Source organism: Methylobacterium sp. 2A (genome assembly GCF_009806555.1).
In the GTDB taxonomy this organism is placed as follows: Bacteria; Pseudomonadota; Alphaproteobacteria; order Rhizobiales; family Beijerinckiaceae; genus Methylobacterium.
The window spans coordinates 1-24,966 of sequence record NZ_VUOK01000027.1; the positions used below are offsets into that span (position 1 = coordinate 1).

Sequence of the window (24,966 nt, forward strand, 5' to 3'; positions counted from 1 at the left end):
GTCTTGCCGTGATCGACGTGGCCGATCGTCCCGATGTTGCAGTGCGGCTTGGTGCGGGAGAACTTTTCCTTGCCCATGATTCCCATTCCTGCGGCGGGGACCACGCGGGGACCCCGGATCCTGATCGGCCGCCCCGAACTCGGACAGGGGCGCAAAACGCGGTCCGCTTAGAGGGTCAGCCGTCCCGGATCAAGCTCCGGCGCGCGGCGACGCCCCACGGCACCGCACCTGTCAAGCCGCGGCGCCGCGTCTTGAACCTAGAATTATCAATCTCTAGAAATCCACCGGACGCTTTCGCGCCACACTGTGGCAGCGGAGGCATAGCGGGATCTGTGCCGCCGAGCTTAACTGAGCTCAACAACGCACAAGCTTGGATCCCGCCATCATGATGAAGAAGCTCCTCCTCGCGACGGCCGCGACCGCCCTGGTCTCGGCCGCTGCCTCGGCCGCCGACCTGCCGCGCCGCGCAGCCCCGCCGCCGGTCTTCACGCCGGTGCCGGTCTTCACCTGGACGGGTTTCTACGGCGGCCTCGAGTCGGCCTACACCTTCACGGATCGCGAGCGCATCACCACCGTCGGCGTCCTGCCGGGCAACGCCGCCAACGTGGCGCTCGGCCGCCGCCCGATCCTGGCCTCGACCTCGCAGGACGGCTTCGCCAACATCGGCGGCACCGCAGGCTACAACTACCAGTTCACGCCGGGCTCCGGCATCGTGGTCGGCATCGCCAACAGCATCGACTGGACCGACATCACCAAGAGCCGGGTCGTGCTGGGCACGGGCAACGTCGCGGGCGGCCCGGCGAACGTCAGCCAGTTCCGTCAGAGCCTCGACTGGCTCGGCACCCTCACGGGTCGCGTCGGCTACGCGTTCGACCGCGTCCTCGTCTACGGGATGGGCGGCCTCGCCTACGGCAACGTGTTCCACGACGCCAACTTCTTCACCCCCGGCGGCCGCCTGCAATTCGCCGGCCGCTACGACGACTTCAAGACCGGCTTCGCCTATGGCGGCGGCATCGAGTTCGCGCTGCCCACCGACAGCTTCCTGAACACCTTCGCGATCGGCCGCTACCTCGGCATCAAGTACGACGCCATCACGGTGAAGGCCGAGTACCTGCACTACGATCTTGGCAGCCAGAGCGTGCTGGTCGGCGCCGTCCCGGGTGTCGGCAACGGGGCGTATATCTCGCGCTTCCGCACGGAAGGCAGCATCGTTCGCGCCGGCTTCAATTACAAGTTCGGCGGCTTCTAGTCTTCGCAGCCTGTGCCGGGACGCTTGTCCCGGGCGAGGAATGGGCGCGCACCCGATCGGGGGCGCGCCCTTTTTCGTGGCGGGGCAGCAAGGCGGACCGCGCCGCACGGACGGATCGAGCCGCGGTTTCGGAAGGTCCCGGCCTTGCGCGGGTTCAGGGCAGAGCCCGGGTCGATTTTGCCAAGCCAGGATTGCTGAACCGACAGGCGGCCGGCTCAGCAGGCGCGCAGATGCGACAGCAGACGCTCGGCGCCCGTCCCGGGCGGACCCACGTTGAGGATCCTTAGATCCGCCGCGACCGGCACCGCCCGCGCAAGCCGCGCGGCGAGATCGCCGTCCTCGGCCCGGCCCCGAGCGGCGAGACGCTGCATCAGGATCTCGGGGGGCGCCGTGATCTCCACGACGCTGACACGCGATCCGGCGGCGCGGGCCTGCGCCACGACCCGGCGCGAGACGTTGCAGACCACCACATGGCCCGCCTCCGCCAGACGGCCGGCCTCTTTCGGGATGGCATAACCGAGGCCGTGGGCGCGCCAGTGCAGGGTGAAGCGGCCCGTGGCACAGCCCTCCGCGAAGGCGGCCTCGTCGATCTCATCGTTGTCCTCGTCCGCCGAGGGCGGACGCGTCACGAGGCGGCGCGGGAAGACGTAGCGCGGATCGTCCGCGAGCGCCTCCCGCGCCAGCCGGATCAGCGTGTCCTTGCCGGCCCCGCTCGGGCCGACCACCAGGACGAGGCAGCCGCGCATCAGGCGACCCGCCGGCCGGTGCGCCAGACCTCGCGGACCACCGGGACGCCCTCGGCCAGTTGCACCCGGACGAGGTCGGCGCGCAGGCCCGGCGCCAGGGCGCCGCGATCGGTCAGGCCGGTGGCGCGGGCGGGGTTCGCCGTCACGGTGGCGAGCGCCTCCGGCAGGCTGATCCCGGGCGCCTGCTGGGGCAGCAGGAAGGCGGCCATCAGCAGGCTCGCCGGCACGTAGTCCGAGGACAGGATGTCGAGATGGCCGGCCTCGGCCAGCGCCAGGGCGGCGACGTTGCCCGAATGCGAGCCGCCGCGGATCAGGTTCGGCGCGCCCATCATCACGGTGAGGCCCTGGCCGTGGGCGGCCTCGGCCGCCTCCAGGGTGGTGGGGAACTCGGCCAGGCGCACGCCCTCGCCGACCGCGAGCTCGACATCGGCCAGGGTGGTGTCGTCGTGGCTGGCCAGCGGGATGTTCATCTCGCGGGCGAAATGGACGAGGGCCGGGCGGTTCTTCGCATTGAGCGCCTGTCCGTCGCGGATCTTGCGCTCGGTGTTGGCGCGGATCTCCTCCATGGGCCGGCCGCCGCGGGTAGCGTAGGTGTAGTACTTCTCCATATCGCGGAACTGCCGCTGGCCGGGCGTGTGGTCCATCAGCGAGATCAGGCCGACGGGGTAGCGGGCCGCGAAGGTCGCCACCGTGTCGAGCACGTCCAGCGAGGGCAATTCGCAGCGCAGATGCGTGAAGTGCTCGGCCCGGAACAGATCCTGGGTCCGGGCCGTGGCGATGGCGCCCGCGAGCTGCTCCAGCTCGGAGCCGAGGCCGCTGCCGTCCGGATCGCTGCCGGCGCGCAGGGAATCGAACACCGTGGTGATGCCGGAGGCGGTGATCTGCGCGTCATAGGCCAGGACCGCGCCGAGCGGGTGCCAGCGGACCTTCGGGCGCGGCGCGTAATGGCTCTCCAGGTGGTCGGTGTGCAGCTCGATCAGGCCGGGAATCAGGTGATCGCCGCCGAGGTCGAGACCGCGGGCCGGCGGGCGGCCCTCGCCGATCTCGGCGATCGCCCCGTCGGAAACCGCGAGCCAGCCGCGCTGCACCCGGTCGGGCAGGACCAGGGTCGCGTTCTCGATGATGAAGTCGTCCATCGTGTCCGTCCTCACGCTGCCCGGGCGCGCGGCGCGAAGTGTGTGACGTCGACCACCCGAGTCGCCACAGCATCGCGCATCTCGCTGTCGTGGAAGATGCCGAGCACGCCGGCGCCCCCTCTCAGCTTCTCGCGCACGAGATCGGCCACCACGGCGCGGTTCTGCGCGTCGAGGGAGGCGGTCGGCTCGTCCAGCAGCAGCAGCGGCCGGTCGGCGATCAGGCCGCGGGCGATGTTGACCCGCTGCTGCTCTCCGCCCGAGAAGGTTGCGGGCGGCAGGCCCCAGAGCCGCTCGGGCAGGTTGAGCCGCGCCAGGAGATCCTTTGCACGGGCGCGCGCCGTCCCGGCATCGAGACCGCCTTCCCGGCCGGCCGCCTCGACCACGTCGAGGGCCGCGACCCGCGGGATCACCCGCAGGAACTGCGACACGTAGGCGATCACCCGCGCCCGCAAGCCCAGCATCACCCGCGGGTCGGCGCGCACCACGTCCACGATGGTCTCGCCGTCGCGGACCAGGATGGCGCCGCCATCGCAGCGGTAATTGCCGTAGGCCATCTTGAGGAGCGAGGATTTGCCGGCGCCGGACGGGCCGCCCAGCACCACGCATTCGCCGGGCTCCACGGTGAAGCTGACATCGCCCACCACCGGCAGCACGACCCCGCCGCGCAGGTGCAGGGTGAAGCTCTTGGCGACGTCCTGGAAGGTGAGGAGCGCAGTCATGCGGCGAGCACCGAGGAGACGAGGAGCTGGGTGTAGGCGTGCTCGGGATCATCGAGCACCCGGTCGGTCAGGCCGGTCTCGATGACGCGGCCCGCCCGCATCACGGCGATCCGGTGCGAGAGCAGGCGCGCCACCGCGAGGTCGTGGGTGACGATGATCACGGCGAGCCCGAGCTCGGCCGAGAGGCGCCGGATCAGGTCGAGGAGCCGGGCCTGGACCGAGACGTCGAGGCCGGAGGTCGGCTCGTCCATCAGCACGAGGCGCGGGCCCGTGACGAGGTTGCGGGCGATCTGAAGCCGCTGGCGCATGCCGCCCGAGAACTGGCTCGGCGGGTCGTCCACCCGGCCCGCGTCGATCTCCACCCGGCCGAGCCAGTCGATGGCCTGGGCGCGGATCCGGCCGTAATGGCGCTCGCCGAGCCCCATCAGCCGCTCGCCGACATTGCCGCCGGCCGAGACCGCCATGCGCAGGCCCTTCGTCGCGTCCTGGCGCACGAAGCCCCACTCGGTGCGCATCAGCGCCCGGCGGCCGGCCTCACTCAAGGTGCCGAGGTCGCGCAGCGCGCCGTCCCGCATCCGGTACGAGACCGTCCCGGAATCCGGGGCCAGCTCCGTGGCGATGAGCGAGAGCAGCGTCGACTTGCCGGAGCCGGATTCGCCCACGATCGCCAGCACCTCGCCGGGCACGAGGTCGAACGACACGTCGGCGCAGGCGAGGCGGTCTCCGTAGCGCTTGGTCAGGCCGCGGACCTGAAGCAGGGGCTTGCTCATCGGGTCGCCTCTTCGGCATCGGGCAGGAACGGCGGATCGAGGCGGAAGCTGTAGCCGTAGCGCTCGAAGCCGAGGCGCTCGTAGAAGACATGGGCCGGCTTGGCGTCGACATTCGATGACAAAGCGAGCTTGTAGCAGCCCCGCGCCTGGGCGAGGCGGAACGCCTCGTGCATCATCGCCCGGCCGAGACCGCCGCCGCGATGCCGGGACGTAACCACGACGCTCTCGACCAGCGCCGAGGGCATACCCCAATGGGCGATGTTGTCGAGGATCACGAGGCAGAAGGTGCCGATGACCGCGCCGCCGAGCTCGGCGACGTAGAGCCCGTAATCGGGATAGGCCGTCTCGATCCGGTCGAGGAGCGCCTCGGCCTGTTCGAGGGTCGCGACCCACCCGCTGTTCAGCTCGGCGTAGAGGTCGAGGACAGCCGGGAGGTCGGGCCGTTCGGCCCGGCGGACCGTGAGTTCAGTCATATCGCGTCTCCCGTGCCGACATGGCCGTCCGCGCGGCGCCCCTCGCAATGATCGGTGTCCGAGCAGACGAACATCCGCCGTCCGGCATCGTCGAGCAGCACCTCGTCGAGATAGACCCCTTCGGCCCCGCACAGCGCGCAAGGATGCGTGAATTCCTGCACCCGGAACGGATGGTCCTCGAAGTCGAGGCTGCGCACGCGCGTGTAGGGCGGCACCGCGTAGATCCGCCGCTCGCGCCCCGCGCCGAAGAGCTGAAGGGCGGGGCAATCGTCCATCTTGGGGTTGTCGAATTTCGGCGTCGGCGACGGGTCCATCACGTAGCGGCCCGCCACCTCCACCGGGTAGGCGTAGGTGGTGGCGATGTGGCCGTGGCGGCTGATGTCCTCGTAGAGCTTCACGTGCATGGCGCCGTATTCGGCGAGCGCGTGGAGCTGGCGCGTCTCGGTCTCGCGCGGTTCGAGGTAGCGCAGGGGCTCGGGGATCGGCACCTGATAGACCAGGGTCTGGCCCTCGGTGAGGGGGGTCTCGGGGATGCGGTGGCGGGTCTGGATCACCGTCGCCTCCGCGGTGCGGGTGGTGGTGGCGACCCCGGAGGTCCTGGCGAAGAAACGGCGGATCGAGACCGCGTTGGTGGTATCGTCGGCGCCCTGGTCGATGACCTTGAGCACGTCCGAGCGCCCCAGGATCGCGGCTGTGACCTGCACGCCGCCCGTGCCCCAGCCATAGGGCATCGGCATCTCGCGGGAGGCGAAGGGCACCTGATAGCCCGGCACCGCGATCCCCTTGAGGATCGCCCGGCGGATCATCCGCTTCGTGCCCTCGTCGAGATAGGCGAAGTTGTAGCCGGATTGCTGCGCGAATGTCCGCTCTGCATCCCCTCGCCCCGCTTGCGGGGAGAGGGTTTCGCCGACCTCGTCGTCGGCGAAACGAGGCGGCAGCCGAGGGTAAGGGGGCGGTGACGGAGGAGTCTCATTCGGACGAGCCCCCTCACCCTCGCCCTGCGGGCTCGCCGCGTCGACGACGAGGTCGCCGCGGCCCTCTCCCCGCGCGCGGGGAGAGGGGAAGGTGTGTGTCGCGCTCATTCCGCGGCCTCCTGCATCTCGACGGCGTCGGACTTCTGCTCGAACTCGGTGCGTAGCCGGCGAACCAGCTCCAGCTCGGCTTGGAAGTCGACGTAATGGGGCAGCTTCAGGTGCTCGACGAAGCCGGTTGCCTGGAGGCTGTCGCAATGGGCGAGCACGAATTCCTGGTCCTGGGCCGGGCTCGTCACCGGCTCGCCGAGTTCTTCCGCCCGGAGCGCCCGGTCGACCAGCGCCATCGCCATGGCCTTGCGCTCGCTCTGCCCGAAGCTCAGCCCGTAGCCCCGGGTGAACTGGGGCGGCGCAGCGCCCGAGCCCTTGAACTGGTTGACCATCTGACACTCGGTGAGCCGCACCCGGCCGAGCGGCACCGCGAAGCCCAGCTCCTCGGGCACGAACTCCAACGCGACCTCCCCGACCCGGATCTCGCCGACGAACGGGTGGGTGCGGCCGTAGCCGCGCTGGGTCGAGTAGCCGAGGCCGAGCACGAAACCCTCGTCGCCCCGGGCGAGGGCCTGGAGGCGCAGGGCCCGGTCGGCGGGGTAATTCACCGGCTCCCGGGTGAGGTCGCCGACCGGAGCGCCGTCATCCGCCGGCGAGGCCTCGATCAGCCCGTCCTGGGCGAGCAGGTCGGTGACCCGCGGGCAGGTCGCGGCATCGGCGCGGGGCTCGGCCTCGGCGGCGGGCTCGATCTCGGCTTCGGCGGCGAGCGCGAAATCGATCAGCCGGTGGGTGTAGTCGAAGGTCGGCCCGAGCACCTGCCCGCCCGGCAGGTCCTTGAAGGTCGCCGAGACCCGGCGGGCCACCGCCATGGCGCCGGTCTCGAGCGGCACGGAGGCGCCGAAGCGCGGGAGCGTCGTCCGGTAGGCGCGGACGAGGAACACCGCCTCGACCACATCGCCCCGGGCCTGCTTGAGGGCGAGCGCCGCGAGGTCGGGGTCGTAGAGCGAGCCCTCGGTCATCACCCGATCGACCAGCAGCGCCATCTGCTCGCGGATCTGCGCCACGGACAGTTCCGGCACGGACGTGTCGCCCCGGCGCACCTCCGCGAGGAGCCGGTGGGCGTTGTCGATGGCGGCCTCGCCGCCCTTCACGGCCACGTACATCGGTCAGGCCTCCGTGACGACGGTGGAGCGCGGCAGCCCGGCGACGCGGCCGGGGGCGGTCAGGATCAGGTCGACGCCGAGGGGAAAGCCCGCGCGGTTCTCGGCGCGCTGGGCGACGAAGTCCTCCGGCAGCGGCGACAGCGCGACGCGCGTAGTGCCGCGGATGCCGGGCCCGGTGAGGCTCAGCTCCTCCCCTGCGGTGATCGTTTCCAGGGCGAACACCAGGGTGGTGGAGGTGTCGGGATAGGCCGGCGTACCGGCGGCGAAGGCGCCGAGCGGCGGGCAGCGGGCCGGATCGCTGATCAGCGCGAAGGCGGCCTCGGCCGGATCCTCCGTGAGGGGGGCGCCGGTGTGAAAGCGCAGGTAGGTCGCGACCGCGGGCGACGCCGCGAGCCCGGCATCGAGCCAGACCGGCGTGTCGGCGTCGGTCAGGGTGAGCGCGACGGCGGCGAGTTCCGGCGTCAGCGGCGCGGGCGGGGTCAGGTCCGGGGTGAGCGGCCGGGGCAGTCCCGGCCGGGCGAGGGCATCCATCACGGCGCGGAAGGTCGCCTGCGCGTCGTGAACGGGATCGGCGAAACCGGGTGCGAGCATGCTCAATCCTCCCCGCGGGCGACGGTCAGGAACTCGACGCGGGTGGCGGCGGTCCGCCGCGCCGCCTGTTGACGCTCGGCCTCAGCCCGGGCGGCCGCCTCCGCCAGGGCCGCATCGACGCGGGCGCGCTGCGCCGGGTCCTGCCAGAGCGCGTCGAGGATCGCGGCGAGGCGCGCCTTCGGTCGGTCGCGGCCGAGGTGGTAGGCGAAGCCGGTGGACCCGTCCGCCAGACGGATCGCCGCCCGGGTGACGCTGACCTCGCCGAGATTGAACGGGCGCCCGTCGCCGCCGATCCGGCCGGTGGCCATCACGAGGCCGGTCTCCGGCGGGCGCAGGTCTTCGGCGGCCGGGACATCGAGGCGCGCCAGGGCGGCTTCGAGTTCGCTCCGGCTCGCATCGGCACAGAGCGCCATCACGGCCTGCCGGGCCGCGATTCCGGGACCGGGCTCAGGTCCTACCGGGTTCGGGGTCATCGCGAATCCCTCCGTCGCGTCGTTGTATAGATCCATAGACAACTGGCGCCCGCCGGACAAATGAAGTTTGGATGACAGGATGGATGCAGAGGCACAGGCGCCCGGCCTCGTCCGGGGCGAAGGGCTGACGGCGTGGCGGCAGATCGCCGACACGCTGACGGCCGACATCGCGGCGGGGCGGTACGCGCCCGGCCAGCAATTGCCGACCGAGGCGGCGCTCGCGGCGCGCTTCGCGGTGAACCGGCACACGGTGCGCCGGGCGCTCGCGGCGCTCGCCGAGGGCGGCCTCGTGCGCGCGAGCCAGGGCCGCGGCACCTTCGTGGAGGAGGCGCCCCTCGCCTACCCGATCGGGCCGCGCACCCGATTCTCGGAGATCGTCGCCGGGGCCGGGCGGGAGGCCTGGGGCGATCTCATCGCGTCGGCCACCGTCGCGGCCGCGCCCGAGCCGGCGGCGGCACTGGCCATCGCCCCCGGCGCGCCGGTGCTGGAACTGCTGACCGTCCACCGGGCGGACGACGCGCCGCTCTCCACTGCGCTGACCTGGCTGCCGCTGCCGCGCTTTGCCGGCTTCGCCGAGGCCTATGCCGCGCGCGGCTCGATCACCCGGGCGCTCGCGGCCTGCGGCGTCCACGATTACACCCGGCTCTCGACGCGTATCCGCGCCCGCCCGGCCGACGCCCAGGAGGCGGGGCGCCTCGACATCGCGCCCGGCCGCGTGGTTCTGGTTGTGTCGAGCGTCAATATCGACCCCGCAGGCGTGCCGATCCAGGCGAACCGCACCCTGTTCGCCGCCGACCGGGTGGAACTGGTGATCGGCAGCTGAAGCTGGATGACGGGTTCCCAAAGGGACGCGTCCCTTTGGTGGGGTGTCGGGGTAAAACCCCGACGAACGGCTCCATCACCCCCTTGAAGGAGGTGATGGAGCCGTACAGCAGGGCTCTGCCCTGCACCCGCCAAAGGACTCGTCCTTTGGAAACCATGACCGGCTCAGCGGGCCGCCGGCCCGATCAGCGTCCGGCGCAGCCGGGTCGAGACCCAGTCGATCGCCGCCACGGTGACGAGGATCATCAGCACCAGGAAGGCGACCTGCTTCAGTTCCAGCACGCGGATCAGCTCCGTCAGGTACTGGCCGATGCCGCCCGCGCCGACGATGCCGATGATCGTGGCCGAGCGGGTGTTCGATTCGAAGAAGTACAGCACCTGGCTCGCCAGCACCGGCAGCACCCCCGGGATCAGGCCGAAGCGGATCCGGTGCAGGCTGGAGCCCCCCGAGGCGACGACGCCCTCGCCGGGCCGCCGGTCGCAGGTCTCGATCGCCTCCGAGAACAGCTTGCCGAGCGCTCCGAAATCCGAGCACGCGATGGCGAGCGCCCCCGCGAAGGGGCCGAGGCCCACCACGTTGATCCAGATCAGCGCCCAGATCAGCACGTCGACCGAGCGCATCACGTCGAGGCCGCGGCGGACGGCGAAATGCGCGAACGGGTTGGACACGACGTTGCGCGCCGCCAGGAACGCCACCGGGAAGGCCAGGATCGCCGCCGCCAGCGTGCCGAGGAACGCGATGCCCAGCGTCTCGCCGAGGGCGTGCAGGAAGGTCCAGAACTGGCCCTCCGGCGAAGGCGGCAGCATCAGCATCGCGAAGGAGCCGAGCCGCCCGAGCCCGTTGAGGATGCGCGTCGCGGAAACGTCGAGGCGCCAGCATGCAAGGGCGGCGAGACCGGTTACGGCACCGAGCGCCAGGACGAACCGCGCCCGTGCGGCCCGATCCGCGCGGAACTGCGCCGGGTAGCGGCCGCGCAGGCGCGCGAGATTGTCCCGCGCCTCCGCCCGCAGGGCTCCGGTACGGGCCGCGCTCATCGGGCGCTCTCCGGGCCGATCAACCGGTTGCGGACCTGCTCGGTGGCGAGGTCGATGCAGAACACCGTCAGGATGATCAGCCCGAGGATCGCGCTGACATCCGCGTAGTAGAAGTTGCGGATCGCGCCCAGGAACTCCTGGCCGATGCCGCCCGCGCCGACGAAGCCCAGAACGGCCGCCCCGCGCACGTTGATCTCGAATCGCAGCAGCCCGTAGGAGGCGAAGTTCGACAGCACCTGCGGCAGCACCGCGAAGCGCACGGTCTGGATCCAGGTGGCGCCCGAGGCCGACAGGCCCTCGACCGGGCGCATGTCGATGTTCTCGACCACCTCGGAAAACAGCTTGCCCAGCGCCCCCGTGGTGTGGATCGCGATGGCCAGCACCCCGACCATCGGGCCGAGGCCGAAGGCGATCACGAAGATCAGCGCGAACACGATGTCCGGAACGGTGCGGCACACTTCCAGGCCGCGCTTGGTCAGGAGGCGCAGCAGGCGCGACCGCACGAGGTTGGCGGAGGCGGCGAAGCTGAGGGCGAAGCCCGCGATCCCGCCGAGCAACGTGCCGAGATAGGCCATCAGCACGGTCTCGCTCAGCAGCGCCAGCCAGCCGGGCAGGCCCCAGTACCAGGCGCGCACGTCCGCGATCGGATGTTCGAAGCCGACCGGCGGCAGGATCTGCCCGAGATAGGCGGTGAACTTGCCGATGTTCTCGGCGAAGGTCAGCGGCCGCACCTCGGCGGCCAGCCCGGCGAGGAGCGCCAGGGCCGCCACGACGGCGAGGCCCGCCAGGGTGCGGCGGCGCGCGGAAGCGGTCGCCGCCGCGTAGAGGCCGGAGAGGGCGGCTTCCCGCTCCGGCGGCAGCTTGGTCAGGCTATGCAAGGCCGATGCGTCCGGATCAGGACTTCTTGCGCTGCTCGTCGTTGAACCGCAGCATGTCGATGACCGGCTGGTAGTCCTGGATCGTCGCCGGGATGATGCCGAGATCCTTGCCGTCCGACAGCCGGTCGAAGGCCGCCTTGTCGGCGGTCGGCAGGGCGAGGAGCGCGTCGCGGATCCTGGCCTTCAGATCGTCCGGAAGGCTGGTCAGCACGGCGTAGGCATCCCCCGGCAGGAGATCGGACTTGAACACGATCCGGAAGTCGTCCTTCGTCATCGGGCGGCCCTGGGCATCCTTGACGATGCCCTTGGTCAGCATGCGCGCGAGATTGTTGTCGGCCTCGGAATTCCAGAAGTTCGCCGCCGCGTTGGCGGTGCCCTGGGTCAGGGCCAGCACGGCGTTCTCGTGGCTCCCGGCGTAGAAGACCTTGCCGAAGAACTTGTCGACATCGTAGCCGGCCCGCCGCAGGAAGAAGCGCGGCGCCTGATTGCCCGAGGTGGAGTTCGGATCGACCAGGGCGAGGTTCTTGTCCTTGAGATCCGCGACCGTCTTGTACGGGCTGGACGCCAGCACGTAGACCACGGAATAGTAGCCCGAGATGCCGGTCTCGTGCTTCGGGCTCGCCACCGGCTCGATCTTCACGCCGGTCATGACGGCGCGGGAGAGCGAGGCGGCGCCGTAATACCCGATCTGGATATTGCCGGCGCGCTGGCCCTCGATCACCGCGGCGTAGTCGCTCGCCACCCGCAGCTTCACCGGTACGCCGAGCGCGTGGCCCAGGTAATTCGCCAGCGGCGTGTAGCGCTCGACGGTGCCGCTGGCGTTCTCCACCGGGATGACCGCCAGCGTCAGCTCGGGATACTTGGCCTTCCAGTCCTGGGCGGCGGCCGGCAGGCCGAGCAGGGCGAGGGCCGCCGCGGCGGCGGCGAGGGTGCGTCGGGTGATCATCGTGCGGTCCTTCGGCGTTCGTGCAGGCTTCGGCCGCCCTGCGGGTCGGCCGGGCGCTTCCCCGATCCGTTGTTCGTGTTGGGGCCGGAGCCCGATTCAGGCGCCGAGCACGGCCTCGCGGACCGGACGTGCCGGCACGGAGCCGGGCCAGCCCGGCAGCGCCGCCCGCTGCTCGGCCTCGCGCTGGGCCGAATCGTCCAGCACCTCGCCCGCCTCCAGCCCGTAGAGCCGGCGGGCGACGTCCTCGGTGAGGTCGAACGGGCCGCCCTCGAACACCACGCGACCGGCCGCGAGGCCGACGAGGCGGTCGCAATAGGCGCGGGCGAGGTCGAGGGAATGCAGGTTGCACAGCACCGTGATGCCGTAGCGCCGGTTCACCTCGGCGAGCGCATCCATCACGAGGCGCGTGTTGCGCGGGTCCAGGGAGGCCACCGGCTCGTCGGCCAGCAGGATCTCGGGCTCCTGCACCAGGGCGCGGGCGATCGCCACCCGCTGCTGCTGGCCGCCCGACAGGCCGTCGGCCCGCTGACCGGCGAACTCGCCCATGTCGAAGCTCTCCAGGGCGGCGAGCGCCATCGCCCGGTCCTCGTCGGACCACAGGCGCAGCAGGGCCCGGTGGCTCGGCACGTGGCTCAAGCGCCCCATCAGCACGTTGGTCATCACGTCGAGGCGGCCGACGAGGTTGAACTGCTGGAAGATCATGGCGCAGCGGGTGCGCCATTCGCGCAGGGCGCGGCCCCGCAGGGCCGTGACGTCCCGCCCATCGTGCAGGATGCGGCCCGAACTCGGATCCGCCAGCCGGTTGATGAGCCGCAGGAGCGTCGACTTGCCGGCGCCGGACCGTCCGATCACGCCGACGAAGCTGCCGGGCTCGATCGCGAGGCAGACACCATCCACGGCACGCCGGTCGCCGTACTGGCGCGTGAGATCCTCGATGACGAGCATGAATCCATCCGCTGCGGAAGGACGGCACGTAAACGCCCGTTCCACGACGATTGGATGACGAATACGATCCAATGTTGTTTGCCGGCGCAGCTTATTCTGTCGATGGCAACCTCAGGATTCGAATTTTTCGAGGAATGCTTCGATGGCGAGCGCGCGGAAGTCCGGCAGGGCCCGGCGCAGGCGCTCATGATCCCAGTCCCACCACGCGAGGCGCTCCAGCCGCGCGGCGACCGCCTCGGGAAAGCGGCGCCGGACAGGCCGGGCGGGATTGCCGACGACGATCGTGTAGGGTTCGACATCGCGGGTGACGATCGCGCCGGCCCCGACCACCGCGCCGGTGCCGACAGTCCGGCCGGGCAGGACCACCACGCCGTGGCCGATCCAGACATCGTGGCCGATCGTGACCGGGCTCGCCCGGCGCCGGTCGAAGAAGGCCGGCTCGTCCGCCTCCTCGGGCCAGTAGGCGTGCGCCCGGTAGGTGAAGTGGGCCTGGGAGGCGCGCTCCATCGGGTGATTGCCGGGGTTGATCCGCACGCTCGCGGCGATCGAGCAGAACTTGCCGATCGTCGTGTAGATCACCTCGCCGTCCTGGCCGATGTAGGAATAGTCGTCCAGCACCGTCTCGGTCAGGCGGGTGCGGGCGCCGATCTCGGTGTAGCGGCCGAGGCGGCAGGCTTCGACCCGGGCGCTGGGATCGATCGCGGGTTCGAGGCCGAGGCGCGGGGAGACCTTGGGAATCTCAGCCATGGGGCTCACCGAAGGGCAGGCGCGCCAGCAGCCGGAACGGCCCGCCCGCATCCTGGGTCAGGAGGCAGATCGCATCGATCGTCACGGGCTCCGGGCCCGAGGCGGCGTAGGCCTCGGCGAGGCGGCGGTGCCAGCTGTCGCGATCGGGCTCCGGGAGCGCATCGGTCAGGGTCATGTGAAACCGGAAGGCCTCGAAGACGTGCGGATAGCCCCAGCGCTCGAGCAGGGCGCGGCCGCGCGGATCCAGGCGCTCGGGGCGGCGCTTGGCGCGCTCGGCCTCGGTGAGCGGCGCCCGCAGGGCATCGAGGGCCGCGACGCATTCGGCCGCGAGCAGGCTTAGTTCCGGCGGCGGCACTTCCGGCACAAGGGCGAGGAACCGCCCGAGCGCCGCGATCCGCAGCGGCCCGACCACCACCGGCGGGTGCGCGGCCGCGAGACCGCGGGCGGCGACGACGAGATCGGCCTCCGTGGCGCCCGGCGCGAGGCGCAGCGGCGCTTTGAGCGTCGCGTGGAAACCGTAGACCCGGGCGCCCGTGTTGATGGCGGCGAGGTCGCCCAGCCCCTCCGGATGTGCGATCGCACCCCCGGAGACAGGGTCGTACCCGAGCACGCTCCGGCCGAAGGCCTCCAGGCGGGAGCCCGGGGCGGGCAACCAGTACAGGGCGTAGCGGCGCGTCACGTCTTCACCTCCGGGGCACCGGCGCCCGCGATCAGGCCGTCGGCGCGTAGGTCCGGTCGACGGCGGTCCGGCGCGGGCGGACATCCATGGCGTTGCCGCGCCACACGATGGCGCTCTGCACCCAGGCGCCCAGCCAGATCGCCGGGATCAGCGCATCCCGCACCAGGAAGGCCGCCAGCATGCGGGGCGAGCGCTGCCAGCCCGCGCGAATCGCGAGCCAGACCTCGGCGGCATAACACAGGGTCGCGAGGCAAGCAGCGCCGACGAGGCCGAGGAGGCTCCCGGCCCAGAGCGCCACCAGCACCGCCGGCAGCAGGACGCCGCTGCCGATCTCGGGGGCGAAGAACAGCGGGAAGGTCACCCGCCGCAGCCGGGCCCAGCGCAGCTGCCGCGCCCAGACCTCCCGGAAGCCGCGCGGCCCCAGCGGCTGCTCGAACGGGCTCGCCACGAGGTGGACGCGCTTGCCGGCGGCCCGGACCAGCTTGGTGGCGGCCGCGTCCTCGGCGATCTCGGCGGCGAGCGCCTGGAGCCCGCCCTGCGCCTCCAGGAACGGCTTGTGCCAGAGCATGCTCTTGCCCTGCGCGAAACCCAGGCCGAACGCCTCGGCGGCGTATTGCCAGCGCGCCTGCAGGGTGTTGAGGAAGGCGCATTCCACCTCGGCCATGAAGCTGCCCGGGCGGGCACCGGCGGGGGTCGAACAGACGAGGCCGGTCTCCTCCCGCCACGCCGCCTGGAGGCGCTGGAGATAGTCCGGCGGCATGGCCACGTTGGAGTCGGCCAGCACCACCCATTCATGGGCAGCGGCACGCCATCCGCGCAGGCAGTTGTTCAGCTTCGGATTATCGCTGATGCGCTCGTCGCCGAGGATCAGCCGGGCCGGAACCTGGGGATGGGCGGCGATCAGGCGCTCGACCAGCGGCACGATCGGATCGGCCGCATCGGCCACGCAGAAGATCAGCTCGTAGGCGGGATAGTCGAGGCGGAAGCTCCGGGTGAGCATCTCCTCGCTGTAGGCTTCCAGGCCGTGGAGCGGGCGGACCAGGGAGACGGGCGCCCCGGCCGGAAACCGCGACGGCCCGTGGATCTTGCCGAGGCGCCGGGCCGCGATGGCGATGCTGCCGATCTGGACCAGGGACAGGAGCACGCCGAGGGAGAGGGCCGTCACCGTGGCGTCAATCATGCGGATCCCCGTTCGGCGTCCTGAGCGGCCCGGTCGCTAGCGGCCGGACCGCGTCAGTCGTGTGACACTCGCGGGGTGAGGCCGGAAATCGTCGGCCCGCGGCGCCCCGAAGCCTGTGCGCCCCGGGATCCTGGGTTTCCAAAGGGCGTCAGCCCTTTGGCGGGCTCTCAGGGCGGAGCCCTGAGATTCTGACCAGGGCTCTGCCCTGGATCCGCGAAAGGTCTCGACCCAGCCCTTTTAAGGTGTTTGCGGAAGCAACGAGACAGGGGCCAAGCGCACTCTCCTCCCCCTTGTGGGGAGGAGTTGGAGGTGGGGGTGGTGCAGACGGCACCGCTGCGCCTCATCCTGCACCACCCCCACCCCTGGCCCCTCCCCACAAGGGGGAGGGGAAAAGGCGGTGCTCTTTCAGGATGTTAGAGCCACGACTTGCGATTTTCGCAGCTAGCCCAAACACCTTAAAAGGGCTGGATCTGCGACCTTTCGCGGGTGCAGGGCAGAGCCCTGCGCGATGAAGTCGGGGCTCCGCCCCGACACCCCGCCAAAGGGCGCAGACCTTTGGGAACCCGATCGATCGAGGAAACCCATGATCGCGCTGGCTATCGTCAGCGCAACTCCGCGCGTGTCCAGGCAGCGCCCGGCTCCTCCCGAAAAATCGTTGGCTCGGCGGTGACCGAAAAATTCACCGACCGCGCGATGAAGCAGAAGGCGTGGGCCTCGTGGTGAAGCGCCATGGCCCGCGCCACGTCCGACCCGGCCGCGATCGTCACCCGGGGCCGCAGGGTGACGGCGGTGAACTGGCCGGCGCCACCCGGCTCCTCGGTCATGCGGCCCTCGGCGGCGTCCTCATAGGCTGTGACCACGATGCCGGCCTGCGCGCACAGGCCGAGATACCAGAGCTTGTGACAGGCCGCGAGCGAGGCCACCAGCAGCTCCTCGGGGTTCCAGCACGCGGGATCGCCCCGGAATGCCGGGTCGGACGAGCCCGCGATCGGCGGCTTGCCCGGTGCCGACACGGTGTGGGCGCGGTCATAGCCGCGATAGCTGCTGGTTCCCGTGCCGGTGTTGCCCGTCCAGGTCACCGTGACGGCGTAGCTGTGCTGCTTGTCGGCCATCGATGACCCCGGCGCTTCAACACGGATTGTCGTTCACAATCACGCAACCATATACCGCATCGAAATGGCGAGGCGGTTGAAGAGGTTGATCAAGCCGATCAGGATCGTCAGATCGACGGTCGCCTTCTCATCGAAATGCTGCCGCAGCCGCTCGTACGCGGCATCGTCCGCCCCCGCTTGGTCGATACGCGTCACGCTCTCCGTCCAGGCCAGGGCAGCCTTTTCGGCGGAAGTGAACAGGTCCGTTTCCCGCCAGCCGGCCAGGACGTCCAGGCGCCTCTGATCTTCGCCGAGCTTTCGAGCGGCCTGGATGTGCATGTCGAGGCAGAAGCCGCAGCCATTGATCTGAGACGCGCGGATCTTCACAAGTTCCATCAGCTTCGGATCGAGTTCCGACCGGCGAATCAGGCTGTCCACTTGGATGACCGCCCTGTAGAGGTCCGGCGAGGTTTTCTGGGGCGCTAGGCGCTTGGCCGACATTGGCGATTCCACAGTCAGGCTGCATCCCAAGAGGATAGCATTTTTTCCCAGGGCGCCATGATCCTGACGAAGCCCTGCGCAACGCTCCGGCGCTGAGTTCGGGATCCGCAGCGAAAACAGGAAGGTCCGATCCGATGGCGCGCCGCTTCGTCACCCTCGACGTGTTCACCGAGCACCGGCTCACCGGCAACCCGCTCGCCGTGGTGCTCGATTCGGACGGCCTCGACACGGCCGCCATGCAGGCCATCGCGCGGGAGTTCAACCTGTCCGAGACGGTGTTCGTGCTGCCGCCCGCCGAGTCCCGCCACCGGGCGCGCCTGCGCATCTTCACCCCCGGCCGGGAGCTGCCCTTCGCGGGCCACCCGACGGTGGGCACAGCGGTGCTGCTGGCCCTGCAGGAGCCCACCCGGGGCGATGCCCGCGCCTTCGGCCTGGAGGAGGAGATCGGGATCGTGCCCTGCGTGGTCGAGACCCTGGATGACGGCACGGGCGGCCGGGCGCGGTTCCGGCTGCCGGTCCTGCCGGACTACCTTGGCCCCGGGCCCGAACCCGAGATCCTGACGCCGCTCCTTGGTCTTCAACCCGGCGATATCGGCACCGGCCGGCACGCGCCGAGCCGCCACGGGGTCGGCCCCCGCTTCACCTGCGTGCCGATCGCCTCCGTTGCGGCCCTCGACGCCGCCCGGCCGGCCCAGGCGCCGGAGGCGGGGGACGGGCTCTACCTCTACACGCCCGATCCCGAGGGAACGGGCCAGAGCTGGCGCGTGCGGATGTTCGCGCCGGATCTCGGCGTTCCGGAGGATCCGGCCACCGGCGCGGCGGCTTCCGCCTTCGCGGGGGTGCTGATGCAGTTCGAGACCCTGGGCGAGGGCACCCACGACGTGACGATCCGCCAGGGCCAGGTCATGGGCCGGCCGAGCACGATCGCGCTCCAGCTCACCGTCGAGGCGGGTGCCCTGCAGGGCGTGGAAATCGGCGGCGCGGCCGTGATCGTGGCGGACGGCACCCTGCATGTCTGAGGGGTTCCGCAGCACGAAGCTGGCCGACGTGACGGCGCGGTTCGTCGATCACGACTGGGCGTTTCCGCGGGTGCATGCCGAGGCCATCGCGGCGCATTGGCGGGACCGGATCGCCCGCAGCCCCGGCATGTTCGACGGTACCGTCCTGCTGTGCTGCGCCCACGACGTCGTGGACGGGATCGCCCGGCTCGACCTGTTCGCGACGCGCTATTCCACCTTCACCTACTACCGGCACATCCGGCACGCCGATCCGCAGATCCGCAACGCCTTCGCGGCGATCGTCCCCTGGACGGCGGACGGCGCGGTCCTGCTCGGCCAGATGGGCGCCCACACGGCCAATGCCGGCCAGCTCTACTTCCCCTGCGGCACCCCGGACCCGGACGACGTGCGCGGCGACAGCGTCGATCTCACCGGCAGCGCCGCCCGGGAACTCGCCGAGGAGACCGGCCTCGCGCTGCCCGCGGAGGCCGACACGGAATGGGTCATGCTCGAGGGCGAGAACCAGCTCGCCTTCCTGCGCCCCGTGCGCTTCCCGGAGCCGGCCGCAATGATCGAGGCGCGCATCGCGGACCACCTCCGGCGCGAGGCCGAGCCGGAACTCGCCGGGATGCACAGCGTGCGCAGCGCCGCGGAGATCGACCCGGCCCGGATGCCGGGCTTCGTCCGGGCCTATCTGGCGGAGGCGTTTTCGCGCGGGGCCTGACGCGCATCCGCGCCCCACGCCCGGCCGAAGGAGCCCGTCTTCTCGCGGGGCTCAGCGCGGCAGGATATTCTTGCCCGATGCGACGGCAATACAGACCTTCATTTCATTGACCGCCCCCGACACAAGCAGAAGGATCGGACATCCCCCGAAAAGGCCCGCGCGCTGCGAGCCCGACACAATGGCCGGTCCCATGCGCATCCGATCCCATGCCCGTCTCGCCAGCTTCGGATTCGCGGCGTGCCTGCTCGCCGCCGTGACGCTGGCCTCGGCCGCCGCGTTCGCGGCCGAGGCGGTGGTTCTGCGCGTCGGCGACCAGAAGGGCGGCAACCGCGCGCTCCTGGAGATCGCCGGCCTCGCCAAGGATCTGCCCTACCGGATCGAATGGTCGGAATTCCCCGCCGCGGCGCCGATCCTGGAGGCGCTGAACGCCGGCGCCCTCGATGTCGGCTATACCGGCGATCTCTCCTTCCTCACGGCCTACGCGGCCGGCGCGCCGATCAAGGCGATCGGCGGGACCCGGTCGGACGCGCGGACGCAGGCGATCCTGGTCCGGGAGGACTCGCCGATCCGGTCGGCCGCCGATCTCAAGGGGAAGCGGCTCGCCGGCACCCGCGGCGGCTGGGGCCAGTTCCTGATCAGCGCGACCCTGGAGAAGGCGGGGATCAAGCCGGAGGACGCCACCTTCGCGCCGCTCAATCCCGTCGACGCCAAGGTGGCGCTGATGGCCGGCTCGGTCGATGCCTGGGCGGTCTGGGAGCCCTACGTCTCGTTCGCGACGCTCAAGGACAGGGCGCGCCCGATCGCCGACGGCACGGGCCTGACCCCGACCATCACCTTCATCGTGGCATCCGACAGCGCCATCGCCACCAAGCGGGCGGCGGTGCAGGATCTCCTGGACCGCCTGAACAGGGCGCGGCTCTGGTCGCTCGACCACATCGCCGCATACGCCCGGACCACGGCCGGCCTGACCAGGCTGCCGGAGGACGTCCTGTTCTCGGCCTACACGGCGCAGCGGACGAGCCCGATCGTGATCGACGCGGCCGTCGTGCAGGAGGTTCAGGAGGCCTCCGACCGGGCGACGCGCTACGGCATTCTGTCGAAGCGGCTCGATGTCGGCCCGGCGCTCGACCGGAGCTTTACGGCCGCGGCGTCGAACTGAAGCGGCGCGCTCAGGTACGGCCAGACGCCCTCTGCCAGCGGCGCGGCCCGGAGGATGACGTTTGGCGCCCGGTTGTCGGCACGGCACCTTTCCGAGCGGACGTGCTGATCGTCGCCTGACCCAATGTCGGCCTCCAGCGGGCAGAGGCAACAGACTGAACAGCCCCCATCCGCATCCTGAGCAAATTTTACCGCTCCCGGGGAGCTTCGCCGTGGCCGGCACGTTCACCCGGTACATCCCCCGACGCGGCGCCGGCCGGCGGGCGGAATCCCGGAGTGTCCATGTCCGATTCCCGACGTCCCTCGTCGCAGTCCCGCTCGCGCATCGAGGAAGGCCAACCCTATCCGCTCGGCGCCACCTGGGACGGGCTCGGGGTCAATTTCGCGCTGTTCTCGGCCCACGCCACCAAGGTCGAGCTCTGCCTGTTCGACGACCAGGGCGAGCGGGAGATCGAGCGGATCGAGCTGCCCGAGTATACGGACGAGATCTGGCACGGCTACCTGCCCGACGCACGCCCCGGCACGATCTACGGCTACCGGGTCCACGGCCCCTACGAGCCGAAGGCCGGCCACCGGTTCAACCATAACAAGCTCTTGATCGACCCCTACGCCAAGGGGCTCGTCGGCTCGATCACCTGGAACCCGGCCCTGTTCGGCTACCAGATGGAATCGGGCGACGACCTGACCTTCGACGAGCGGGACAGCGCCCCCTACACCCGCCGCTCGCGGGTGATCGACCCGGCCTTCACCTGGGGGCGGCACCAGAAGCCGCACGTCCCGTGGGAGAAGACCATCTTCTACGAGACCCACGTCAAGGGCATGACCAAGCTCGACCCACGTGTGCCGGAGAAGCTGCGCGGCACCTATGCCGGCCTCGGCACCCGGGACGTGCTCGACTACATCAAGAGCCTCGGCGTCACCTCGGTGGAGCTGCTGCCGGTCCATTCCTTCGTGCAGGACGATTACCTCGAACAGAAGGGCCTGGTGAATTACTGGGGCTACAACACGATCTCGTTCTTCACGCCCGCCCGGCGCTACGCCGCGGTGCCGGACTTCGCCTTCTCCGAATTCAAGGAGATGGTCTCGCGCTTCCACGGCGCCGGCCTCGAGGTGATCCTCGACGTTGTCTACAACCACACCGCCGAGGGCAACGAGAAGGGCCCGACCCTGTCGTTCAAGGGCGTCGACAACGCCTCCTACTACCGGCTGCTGCCCAACGAGCCGCGCTACTACATCAACGATACCGGCACCGGAAACACCTTCAACCTGTCGCATCCGCGGGTGCTGCAGCTGGTGACCGATTCCCTGCGCTACTGGGCGCAGGAGATGCAGGTCGACGGCTTCCGCTTCGACCTCGCCACGATCCTCGGCCGCGAGCCCTACGGGTTCGACGAGGGCGGCGGCTTCCTCGACACCTGCCGGCAGGATCCGGTGCTCAACAACGTCAAGCTCATCGCCGAGCCGTGGGATTGCGGCCCGGGCGGCTATCAGGTCGGCGGCTTCCCGCCCGGCTGGGCCGAGTGGAACGACCGGTTCCGCGACGATGTCCGCGCCTACTGGAAGGGCGATGCCGGCCTCTTGCCCGATATGGCGGCGCGCATCGCCGGCTCGGCCGACAAGTTCAACAAGCGCGGGCGCAAGCCCTGGGCCTCGGTGAACTTCCTCACCGCCCATGACGGCTTCACTCTGCACGACACGGTCTCGTACAACGACAAGCACAACGAGGCGAACGGCGAGGGCAATCGCGACGGCCATTCGCACAACCTCTCGTACAATTACGGGGTCGAGGGCCCGACCGACGATCCGGAGATCCGGGCCACGCGCCTGCGCCAGATGCGCAACATGCTGGCGACCCTGTTCCTGTCCCGCGGCACGCCGATGCTGCTCGCCGGCGACGAGTTCGCCCGCACGCAGCAGGGCAACAACAACGCCTATTGCCAGGACAACGAGGTCTCCTGGCTCGACTGGGGGGCGATCGGCGCCGAGGAGCGGGACCTCGCCGAATTCACGCAGCGCCTCGTCATCCTGCGCAACGCCCTGCCGATCCTGAGCCGCGGGCGGTTCCTGACCGGCCAGTACGACGAGGAGTTCGGCGTCAAGGACGTGACGTGGCTGCGCCCGGACGGCAGCGAGATGGCGAGCGAGAACTGGTCGGACGGGGAGGCCCGGGCCTTCGCGGTCCAGCTCGACGGGCGCGCCCAGGCGACGGGGCTTCACCGTCGCGGCGGCGACGCGACCCTGCTGATCATGTTCAACGCCTACCACGACCTCGTGACGTTCACGCTGCCGGAATCGGTCGGCGGCGTGGCCTGGACGCGCCTCCTCGACACGAACCTGCCCGACAGTCAGGACGTGGAGAGCTTCCCGTTCGGCAATGGCTACGATGTCACCGGCCGCTCACTCCTGATGTTCGTGCTGAAGCCCGAGGACAGCCCCGGCGACGGCGACAATGCCATGGAGCGCTCGTACCAGCACGTGATGCAGGCCTTCGAGCGGGCGAATGTCGAGACCGTCCGCTTCCACCTCAACGCGGAGGGTTGAGGGACTCGGGCCGGGCGGTTTTCATACTGCCCGGCTCTGATGCCTTGCGCCCGGCGGCGCACCCGGCTAACAGCACGGCACCGCGCGGCCCTGGCTGCGCCCGGCGCCCGCCTGCGCCCGGGCGCCCGGTCCGCGGACGGAGGGGTGGCCGAGTGGTTGAAGGCGCACGCCTGGAAAGTGTGTATACCGGAAACGGTATCGCGGGTTCGAATCCCGCTCCCTCCGCCATCTGACCCGCAAGCTGTCAGTTCCTCGGGATCAGCGGTCTCCGCCGTCATGCTGCAGACAGAGCAACGGACGCGCCGCGCGCTTCGGAGGCGCAAGCGCTGGGTTCTGGCGGAGATGCTTCCTGCGGACCGGGCAGGATGCGTTGGTCGACGTGCTCATCCGCATGTCGACTGATTCCGGCGCGGCGATCGGCGCCGTCGAGTTCAACAAAGGATGCGTGTAAGGCGGCCGCGGTAGCTTCAGGTTGCCGCCTCACGCTGACCAACACGCCCGCCTCCCGTGTCTCCCCTCGCTTACCAGGGCGGGCATGGATGACCTCCGTCCCCGCAGGATGTCCGGGCATACCGGCGCCACGATCGTTACAAAACGTTACACGCTAGGCTCGTGAAGGCTGGCATTGATCACGGGCCGACGGTTTTCGACCGCCAGCTCCCTCGGCCTACCCCTCGGCGGCCAGGGAGGGTCTGGTTGCTGAATTTCAAACCCAATGCGCGCTTCGCGACGTGGAGAACCGGCGGCCGCCCTGTCGGTAAGAGACGGTTAACCATACGAGCCTATCCCTCTTGCACCGGCCGAGGGCTGGCCTTCCACGCCCACGCGATCCTCCGCTCAACACGCGGGGGCGTGGAAGCCTCCGGCTCCCATGATCGCGCCGCAGGACGCCCGTGACGGGAGAGCCGCCCGCGCCCCGAAGCACCGATCGGTCCCCCTCACGCGACGTCCCTTCACAGGGTCTGGGCCTCGTTACGCGTCCCGCTGCCCGTCCAGGATGGCGCGGAACCGGAGCCGTTATGACCCTGCCCCCGCACGCGGATCGCGACGCCGGCCTTCACGCCGACCCTCAGACGATCGAATCGTCGACGACCCGGTAGGCGAAGAATTTGAACGGGTCCTCGACGACGCCGTCCTGCGCGTCCATGGCGTCCGCGCAGTGCTGGCTCTCGATCGGGGTCGAGGGCCGCTGCGTGAAGGTCGCCGTCGGCGCCTCCGCCTTGGCGGCCTCGATCCGCCGCTCGATCTCGCCAGCATGGGTCGAATGGCAGAGCATCCAGGGCTCGCCGTCCTTCTCGATCGTCACGTAGGCCATGCGCCGTCTCCTGCATTTCGGGTGGGACAACGCGGCAGGAGGCAATCTGGCAGCGGATGATCGCCGCGGTGACGACACAACCGCGCGCGCAGGGCGTTGGCTTCCTGCCGCGGCTCACGCTATCGAAAGGGCGCCGATGTTCGTTCCGCCCGAGAACCGATCCGTTCCGCCCCCGTGGGAGCCGCCGCGGCGACCGGATCCGGGAGCCAAGCGGCGGGAGAACGCCGCCATCACGCTCATCATCCTGATCTCGGTCCTGGCCCTGTTCGCGCCGATTGCGGGCGGCACGCTCGTCGGTGTGGTCGTCGCCCTGTTCGGATCCTGAACGGTCAATCCTGCCGATTCGGCAGCCAGCGCGCCATGAACCGGGCTGGCCGGCTGCCATAGGGTGGCGCTTCGACCGCGATCGCGTCGTCCGGCAGCAGCGACGCGATCAGCTGCAGCAGGTCGTCTCGTTCCCGGCCGCGGAACAGCACGAGGAACGCGCCGAGATCCAGCTGAACCTCCGGTCCGTCGTCGCTGGGGCGGTGCACCACATAGGGCTCGCCGGTTGTCAGATCTCGCGTCAGCGCATACCGCTCACCGCCCGCGCCGACGTGAAACTCCTTGGCGATCCGTGGCGCATGCTCAATCATGCCACTCTCAACACATACACGAAGACTGACCGTAAGCCTCGCACAGGGCCGACGCGCGTTCACTAACATGCGGCAGATCTGCCGCGCCGTAAGCAAAGGTGCTCCCGGTCGGCAGGGAGTCTCAATTCAAGATCCCTTGCGCGCACCGGATAGAGAGGCATCCGGACAGTGGTTTAACCTGTCGACAGCGCGCACGCCCCGGAACAACGCATCTCCACAACCGTAATCGTCGCGGTGCGGAAACCCGCGGAGGCCGTCATGATGTCGCTGGGCGTATTCTGCGTCGTCGCCGGCACCAGCATGGCGGCCGGGTCCCTGTGGTCCCCGCGCTACCGTGCCATCCTCGAGGTAATGGGCGGGAGCCTGTTCCTGGCCGGCCTCGGCTTCGCGGGCGCGACCTTCGCGCTGGCCTCCTGATCCGCGCCGATT

At 70.3% G+C, this 24,966-nt stretch carries 28 protein-coding genes and 1 tRNA gene; 9 read left to right on the forward strand and 20 right to left on the reverse strand.

The window, feature by feature from the left end; genetic code table 11:
* The first annotated feature begins 385 nt into the window (after positions 1-385).
* Positions 386-1,249: a porin family protein gene (locus tag FVE89_RS14345; protein ID WP_160534615.1), complete on the forward strand. Its 864-nt coding sequence runs from the start codon at positions 386-388 to the stop codon at positions 1,247-1,249.
* Between the two features lie 215 nt (positions 1,250-1,464).
* On the opposite strand, the gene phnN is transcribed toward FVE89_RS14345, so the two are convergent.
* From phnN to phnG, 9 genes are read right to left on the reverse strand one after another with little or no spacing between them, the layout of a single operon-like run.
* Positions 1,465-1,995: a phosphonate metabolism protein/1,5-bisphosphokinase (PRPP-forming) PhnN gene (gene phnN, locus FVE89_RS14350; RefSeq protein WP_160534616.1), complete on the reverse strand. Its 531-nt coding sequence runs from the start codon at positions 1,993-1,995 to the stop codon at positions 1,465-1,467.
* A complete protein-coding gene (locus tag FVE89_RS14355; protein ID WP_160534617.1) occupies positions 1,995-3,131 on the reverse strand; it encodes an alpha-D-ribose 1-methylphosphonate 5-triphosphate diphosphatase in 1,137 nt (378 codons plus the stop codon). Before FVE89_RS14355 ends, phnN begins: the two co-directional genes overlap by 1 nt.
* Positions 3,132-3,142: 11 nt before the next feature.
* Positions 3,143-3,850, reverse strand: coding sequence for a phosphonate C-P lyase system protein PhnL (phnL, locus tag FVE89_RS14360; protein ID WP_160534618.1), 708 nt, complete (start codon positions 3,848-3,850; stop codon positions 3,143-3,145).
* Entirely contained in the window at positions 3,847-4,620 is a 774-nt protein-coding gene (phnK, locus tag FVE89_RS14365) for a phosphonate C-P lyase system protein PhnK (protein ID WP_160534619.1), read from the reverse strand. The genes phnL and phnK overlap by 4 nt, the downstream gene beginning before the upstream one ends.
* Positions 4,617-5,093, reverse strand: coding sequence for a GNAT family N-acetyltransferase (locus tag FVE89_RS14370; RefSeq protein ID WP_160534620.1), 477 nt, complete (start codon positions 5,091-5,093; stop codon positions 4,617-4,619). Before FVE89_RS14370 ends, phnK begins: the two co-directional genes overlap by 4 nt.
* Entirely contained in the window at positions 5,090-6,175 is a 1,086-nt protein-coding gene (locus FVE89_RS14375) for an alpha-D-ribose 1-methylphosphonate 5-phosphate C-P-lyase PhnJ (RefSeq protein ID WP_281408975.1), read from the reverse strand. The genes FVE89_RS14370 and FVE89_RS14375 overlap by 4 nt, the downstream gene beginning before the upstream one ends.
* Positions 6,172-7,278 carry a carbon-phosphorus lyase complex subunit PhnI gene (locus FVE89_RS14380; protein WP_160534621.1) on the reverse strand — a complete coding sequence of 369 codons (1,107 nt, stop codon included), beginning with the start codon at positions 7,276-7,278 and terminating at the stop codon, positions 6,172-6,174. The genes FVE89_RS14375 and FVE89_RS14380 overlap by 4 nt, the downstream gene beginning before the upstream one ends.
* Before the next feature lie 3 nt (positions 7,279-7,281).
* Complete coding sequence (gene phnH / locus FVE89_RS14385) at positions 7,282-7,869, reverse strand: phosphonate C-P lyase system protein PhnH (RefSeq protein WP_160534622.1); 588 nt, start codon at positions 7,867-7,869, stop codon at positions 7,282-7,284.
* A 2-nt stretch (positions 7,870-7,871) separates the two neighbouring features.
* Positions 7,872-8,342 carry a phosphonate C-P lyase system protein PhnG gene (gene phnG, locus FVE89_RS14390; protein WP_160534623.1) on the reverse strand — a complete coding sequence of 157 codons (471 nt, stop codon included), beginning with the start codon at positions 8,340-8,342 and terminating at the stop codon, positions 7,872-7,874.
* Between the two features lie 79 nt (positions 8,343-8,421).
* On the opposite strand from phnG, the gene phnF reads away from it, so the two are divergent.
* A complete protein-coding gene (gene phnF / locus FVE89_RS14395; RefSeq protein ID WP_160534624.1) occupies positions 8,422-9,165 on the forward strand; it encodes a phosphonate metabolism transcriptional regulator PhnF in 744 nt (247 codons plus the stop codon).
* 164 nt (positions 9,166-9,329) lie between these two features.
* Here phnF and phnE (FVE89_RS14400) read toward each other — a convergent pair whose 3' ends face one another.
* The 9 genes from phnE (FVE89_RS14400) to FVE89_RS14440 all read right to left on the reverse strand — a co-directional run bounded on the left by phnE (FVE89_RS14400) (position 9,330) and on the right by FVE89_RS14440 (position 17,166).
* Positions 9,330-10,199, reverse strand: a complete 870-nt coding sequence (gene phnE / locus FVE89_RS14400) for a phosphonate ABC transporter, permease protein PhnE (RefSeq protein ID WP_160534625.1) — start codon at positions 10,197-10,199, stop codon at positions 9,330-9,332.
* Positions 10,196-11,077, reverse strand: a complete 882-nt coding sequence (phnE, locus tag FVE89_RS14405) for a phosphonate ABC transporter, permease protein PhnE (protein ID WP_160534626.1) — start codon at positions 11,075-11,077, stop codon at positions 10,196-10,198. Before phnE (FVE89_RS14405) ends, phnE (FVE89_RS14400) begins: the two co-directional genes overlap by 4 nt.
* A gap of 16 nt (positions 11,078-11,093) precedes the next feature.
* Complete coding sequence (gene phnD / locus FVE89_RS14410; RefSeq protein ID WP_160534627.1) at positions 11,094-12,023, reverse strand: phosphonate ABC transporter substrate-binding protein; 930 nt, start codon at positions 12,021-12,023, stop codon at positions 11,094-11,096.
* A 96-nt stretch (positions 12,024-12,119) separates the two neighbouring features.
* Positions 12,120-12,968, reverse strand: coding sequence for a phosphonate ABC transporter ATP-binding protein (gene phnC, locus FVE89_RS14415; RefSeq protein ID WP_160534628.1), 849 nt, complete (start codon positions 12,966-12,968; stop codon positions 12,120-12,122).
* Between the two features lie 111 nt (positions 12,969-13,079).
* Positions 13,080-13,715 (reverse strand): chloramphenicol acetyltransferase, encoded by a 636-nt coding sequence (locus FVE89_RS14420; protein ID WP_160534629.1) that lies wholly within the window; start codon positions 13,713-13,715, stop codon positions 13,080-13,082.
* On the reverse strand, positions 13,708-14,394 hold the full coding sequence (locus tag FVE89_RS14425; protein WP_160534630.1) for a DUF1045 domain-containing protein: 687 nt from the start codon (positions 14,392-14,394) through the stop codon (positions 13,708-13,710). The genes FVE89_RS14420 and FVE89_RS14425 overlap by 8 nt, the downstream gene beginning before the upstream one ends.
* A 31-nt stretch (positions 14,395-14,425) precedes the next feature.
* Positions 14,426-15,574 carry a ceramide glucosyltransferase gene (locus FVE89_RS14430; RefSeq protein ID WP_160534631.1) on the reverse strand — a complete coding sequence of 383 codons (1,149 nt, stop codon included), beginning with the start codon at positions 15,572-15,574 and terminating at the stop codon, positions 14,426-14,428.
* 602 nt (positions 15,575-16,176) lie between these two features.
* Positions 16,177-16,686 carry an OsmC family protein gene (locus FVE89_RS14435; protein WP_160534632.1) on the reverse strand — a complete coding sequence of 170 codons (510 nt, stop codon included), beginning with the start codon at positions 16,684-16,686 and terminating at the stop codon, positions 16,177-16,179.
* A 39-nt stretch (positions 16,687-16,725) separates the two neighbouring features.
* Positions 16,726-17,166, reverse strand: a complete 441-nt coding sequence (locus FVE89_RS14440) for a carboxymuconolactone decarboxylase family protein (protein WP_160534633.1) — start codon at positions 17,164-17,166, stop codon at positions 16,726-16,728.
* 134 nt (positions 17,167-17,300) lie between these two features.
* On the opposite strand from FVE89_RS14440, the gene FVE89_RS14445 reads away from it, so the two are divergent.
* The 5 genes from FVE89_RS14445 to FVE89_RS14465 all read left to right on the forward strand — a co-directional run bounded on the left by FVE89_RS14445 (position 17,301) and on the right by FVE89_RS14465 (position 22,815).
* Positions 17,301-18,185 carry a PhzF family phenazine biosynthesis protein gene (locus FVE89_RS14445; protein WP_160534634.1) on the forward strand — a complete coding sequence of 295 codons (885 nt, stop codon included), beginning with the start codon at positions 17,301-17,303 and terminating at the stop codon, positions 18,183-18,185.
* The gene (locus FVE89_RS14450) at positions 18,178-18,888 is read left to right on the forward strand and encodes an NUDIX hydrolase (RefSeq protein ID WP_160534635.1); all 711 of its coding nucleotides are present in this window, start codon (positions 18,178-18,180) and stop codon (positions 18,886-18,888) included. The genes FVE89_RS14445 and FVE89_RS14450 overlap by 8 nt, the downstream gene beginning before the upstream one ends.
* Positions 18,889-19,078: 190 nt before the next feature.
* Positions 19,079-20,047 (forward strand): ABC transporter substrate-binding protein, encoded by a 969-nt coding sequence (locus FVE89_RS14455; protein WP_160534636.1) that lies wholly within the window; start codon positions 19,079-19,081, stop codon positions 20,045-20,047.
* 281 nt (positions 20,048-20,328) lie between these two features.
* Complete coding sequence (glgX, locus tag FVE89_RS14460) at positions 20,329-22,587, forward strand: glycogen debranching protein GlgX (protein WP_160534637.1); 2,259 nt, start codon at positions 20,329-20,331, stop codon at positions 22,585-22,587.
* A 138-nt stretch (positions 22,588-22,725) separates the two neighbouring features.
* Positions 22,726-22,815 (forward strand) — tRNA-Ser (locus FVE89_RS14465).
* A gap of 841 nt (positions 22,816-23,656) precedes the next feature.
* Here the strand turns inward: FVE89_RS14465 and FVE89_RS14470 are convergent.
* Entirely contained in the window at positions 23,657-23,902 is a 246-nt protein-coding gene (locus FVE89_RS14470) for a hypothetical protein (RefSeq protein ID WP_160534638.1), read from the reverse strand.
* Between FVE89_RS14470 and FVE89_RS30755 the strand changes: the two genes are divergently transcribed.
* Positions 23,901-24,227, forward strand: a complete 327-nt coding sequence (locus tag FVE89_RS30755; RefSeq protein WP_210254057.1) for a hypothetical protein — start codon at positions 23,901-23,903, stop codon at positions 24,225-24,227. The genes FVE89_RS14470 and FVE89_RS30755 overlap by 2 nt on opposite strands.
* Before the next feature lie 4 nt (positions 24,228-24,231).
* Here the strand turns inward: FVE89_RS30755 and FVE89_RS14480 are convergent, their stop codons facing one another.
* Positions 24,232-24,537 (reverse strand): hypothetical protein, encoded by a 306-nt coding sequence (locus FVE89_RS14480; protein WP_160534640.1) that lies wholly within the window; start codon positions 24,535-24,537, stop codon positions 24,232-24,234.
* Positions 24,538-24,795: 258 nt separating this feature from the next.
* On the opposite strand from FVE89_RS14480, the gene FVE89_RS30535 reads away from it, so the two are divergent.
* Positions 24,796-24,954, forward strand: a complete 159-nt coding sequence (locus tag FVE89_RS30535) for a hypothetical protein (RefSeq protein WP_202130820.1) — start codon at positions 24,796-24,798, stop codon at positions 24,952-24,954.
* Positions 24,955-24,966 lie beyond the last annotated feature (12 nt).

What these genes read in the sequence shown, in the direction of transcription:
- FVE89_RS14345 (WP_160534615.1), top strand. Translation starts at nt 386, where the DNA reads ATGATGAAGAAGCTCCTCCTCGCGACGGCCGCGACCGCCCTGGTCTCG.
- phnN (WP_160534616.1), bottom strand. Translation starts at nt 1,995, where the DNA reads ATGCGCGGCTGCCTCGTCCTGGTGGTCGGCCCGAGCGGGGCCGGCAAG.
- FVE89_RS14355 (WP_160534617.1), bottom strand. Translation starts at nt 3,131, where the DNA reads ATGGACGACTTCATCATCGAGAACGCGACCCTGGTCCTGCCCGACCGG.
- phnL (WP_160534618.1), bottom strand. Translation starts at nt 3,850, where the DNA reads ATGACTGCGCTCCTCACCTTCCAGGACGTCGCCAAGAGCTTCACCCTG.
- phnK (WP_160534619.1), bottom strand. Translation starts at nt 4,620, where the DNA reads ATGAGCAAGCCCCTGCTTCAGGTCCGCGGCCTGACCAAGCGCTACGGA.
- FVE89_RS14370 (WP_160534620.1), bottom strand. Translation starts at nt 5,093, where the DNA reads ATGACTGAACTCACGGTCCGCCGGGCCGAACGGCCCGACCTCCCGGCT.
- FVE89_RS14375 (WP_281408975.1), bottom strand. Translation starts at nt 6,175, where the DNA reads ATGAGCGCGACACACACCTTCCCCTCTCCCCGCGCGCGGGGAGAGGGC.
- FVE89_RS14380 (WP_160534621.1), bottom strand. Translation starts at nt 7,278, where the DNA reads ATGTACGTGGCCGTGAAGGGCGGCGAGGCCGCCATCGACAACGCCCAC.
- phnH (WP_160534622.1), bottom strand. Translation starts at nt 7,869, where the DNA reads ATGCTCGCACCCGGTTTCGCCGATCCCGTTCACGACGCGCAGGCGACC.
- phnG (WP_160534623.1), bottom strand. Translation starts at nt 8,342, where the DNA reads ATGACCCCGAACCCGGTAGGACCTGAGCCCGGTCCCGGAATCGCGGCC.
- phnF (WP_160534624.1), top strand. Translation starts at nt 8,422, where the DNA reads ATGGATGCAGAGGCACAGGCGCCCGGCCTCGTCCGGGGCGAAGGGCTG.
- phnE (WP_160534625.1), bottom strand. Translation starts at nt 10,199, where the DNA reads ATGAGCGCGGCCCGTACCGGAGCCCTGCGGGCGGAGGCGCGGGACAAT.
- phnD (WP_160534627.1), bottom strand. Translation starts at nt 12,023, where the DNA reads ATGATCACCCGACGCACCCTCGCCGCCGCCGCGGCGGCCCTCGCCCTG.
- phnC (WP_160534628.1), bottom strand. Translation starts at nt 12,968, where the DNA reads ATGCTCGTCATCGAGGATCTCACGCGCCAGTACGGCGACCGGCGTGCC.
- FVE89_RS14420 (WP_160534629.1), bottom strand. Translation starts at nt 13,715, where the DNA reads ATGGCTGAGATTCCCAAGGTCTCCCCGCGCCTCGGCCTCGAACCCGCG.
- FVE89_RS14430 (WP_160534631.1), bottom strand. Translation starts at nt 15,574, where the DNA reads ATGATTGACGCCACGGTGACGGCCCTCTCCCTCGGCGTGCTCCTGTCC.
- FVE89_RS14435 (WP_160534632.1), bottom strand. Translation starts at nt 16,686, where the DNA reads ATGGCCGACAAGCAGCACAGCTACGCCGTCACGGTGACCTGGACGGGC.
- FVE89_RS14440 (WP_160534633.1), bottom strand. Translation starts at nt 17,166, where the DNA reads ATGTCGGCCAAGCGCCTAGCGCCCCAGAAAACCTCGCCGGACCTCTAC.
- FVE89_RS14445 (WP_160534634.1), top strand. Translation starts at nt 17,301, where the DNA reads ATGGCGCGCCGCTTCGTCACCCTCGACGTGTTCACCGAGCACCGGCTC.
- FVE89_RS14450 (WP_160534635.1), top strand. Translation starts at nt 18,178, where the DNA reads ATGTCTGAGGGGTTCCGCAGCACGAAGCTGGCCGACGTGACGGCGCGG.
- FVE89_RS14455 (WP_160534636.1), top strand. Translation starts at nt 19,079, where the DNA reads ATGCGCATCCGATCCCATGCCCGTCTCGCCAGCTTCGGATTCGCGGCG.
- glgX (WP_160534637.1), top strand. Translation starts at nt 20,329, where the DNA reads ATGTCCGATTCCCGACGTCCCTCGTCGCAGTCCCGCTCGCGCATCGAG.
- FVE89_RS30755 (WP_210254057.1), top strand. Translation starts at nt 23,901, where the DNA reads ATGCGCCGTCTCCTGCATTTCGGGTGGGACAACGCGGCAGGAGGCAAT.
- FVE89_RS14470 (WP_160534638.1), bottom strand. Translation starts at nt 23,902, where the DNA reads ATGGCCTACGTGACGATCGAGAAGGACGGCGAGCCCTGGATGCTCTGC.
- FVE89_RS14480 (WP_160534640.1), bottom strand. Translation starts at nt 24,537, where the DNA reads ATGATTGAGCATGCGCCACGGATCGCCAAGGAGTTTCACGTCGGCGCG.
- FVE89_RS30535 (WP_202130820.1), top strand. Translation starts at nt 24,796, where the DNA reads ATGATGTCGCTGGGCGTATTCTGCGTCGTCGCCGGCACCAGCATGGCG.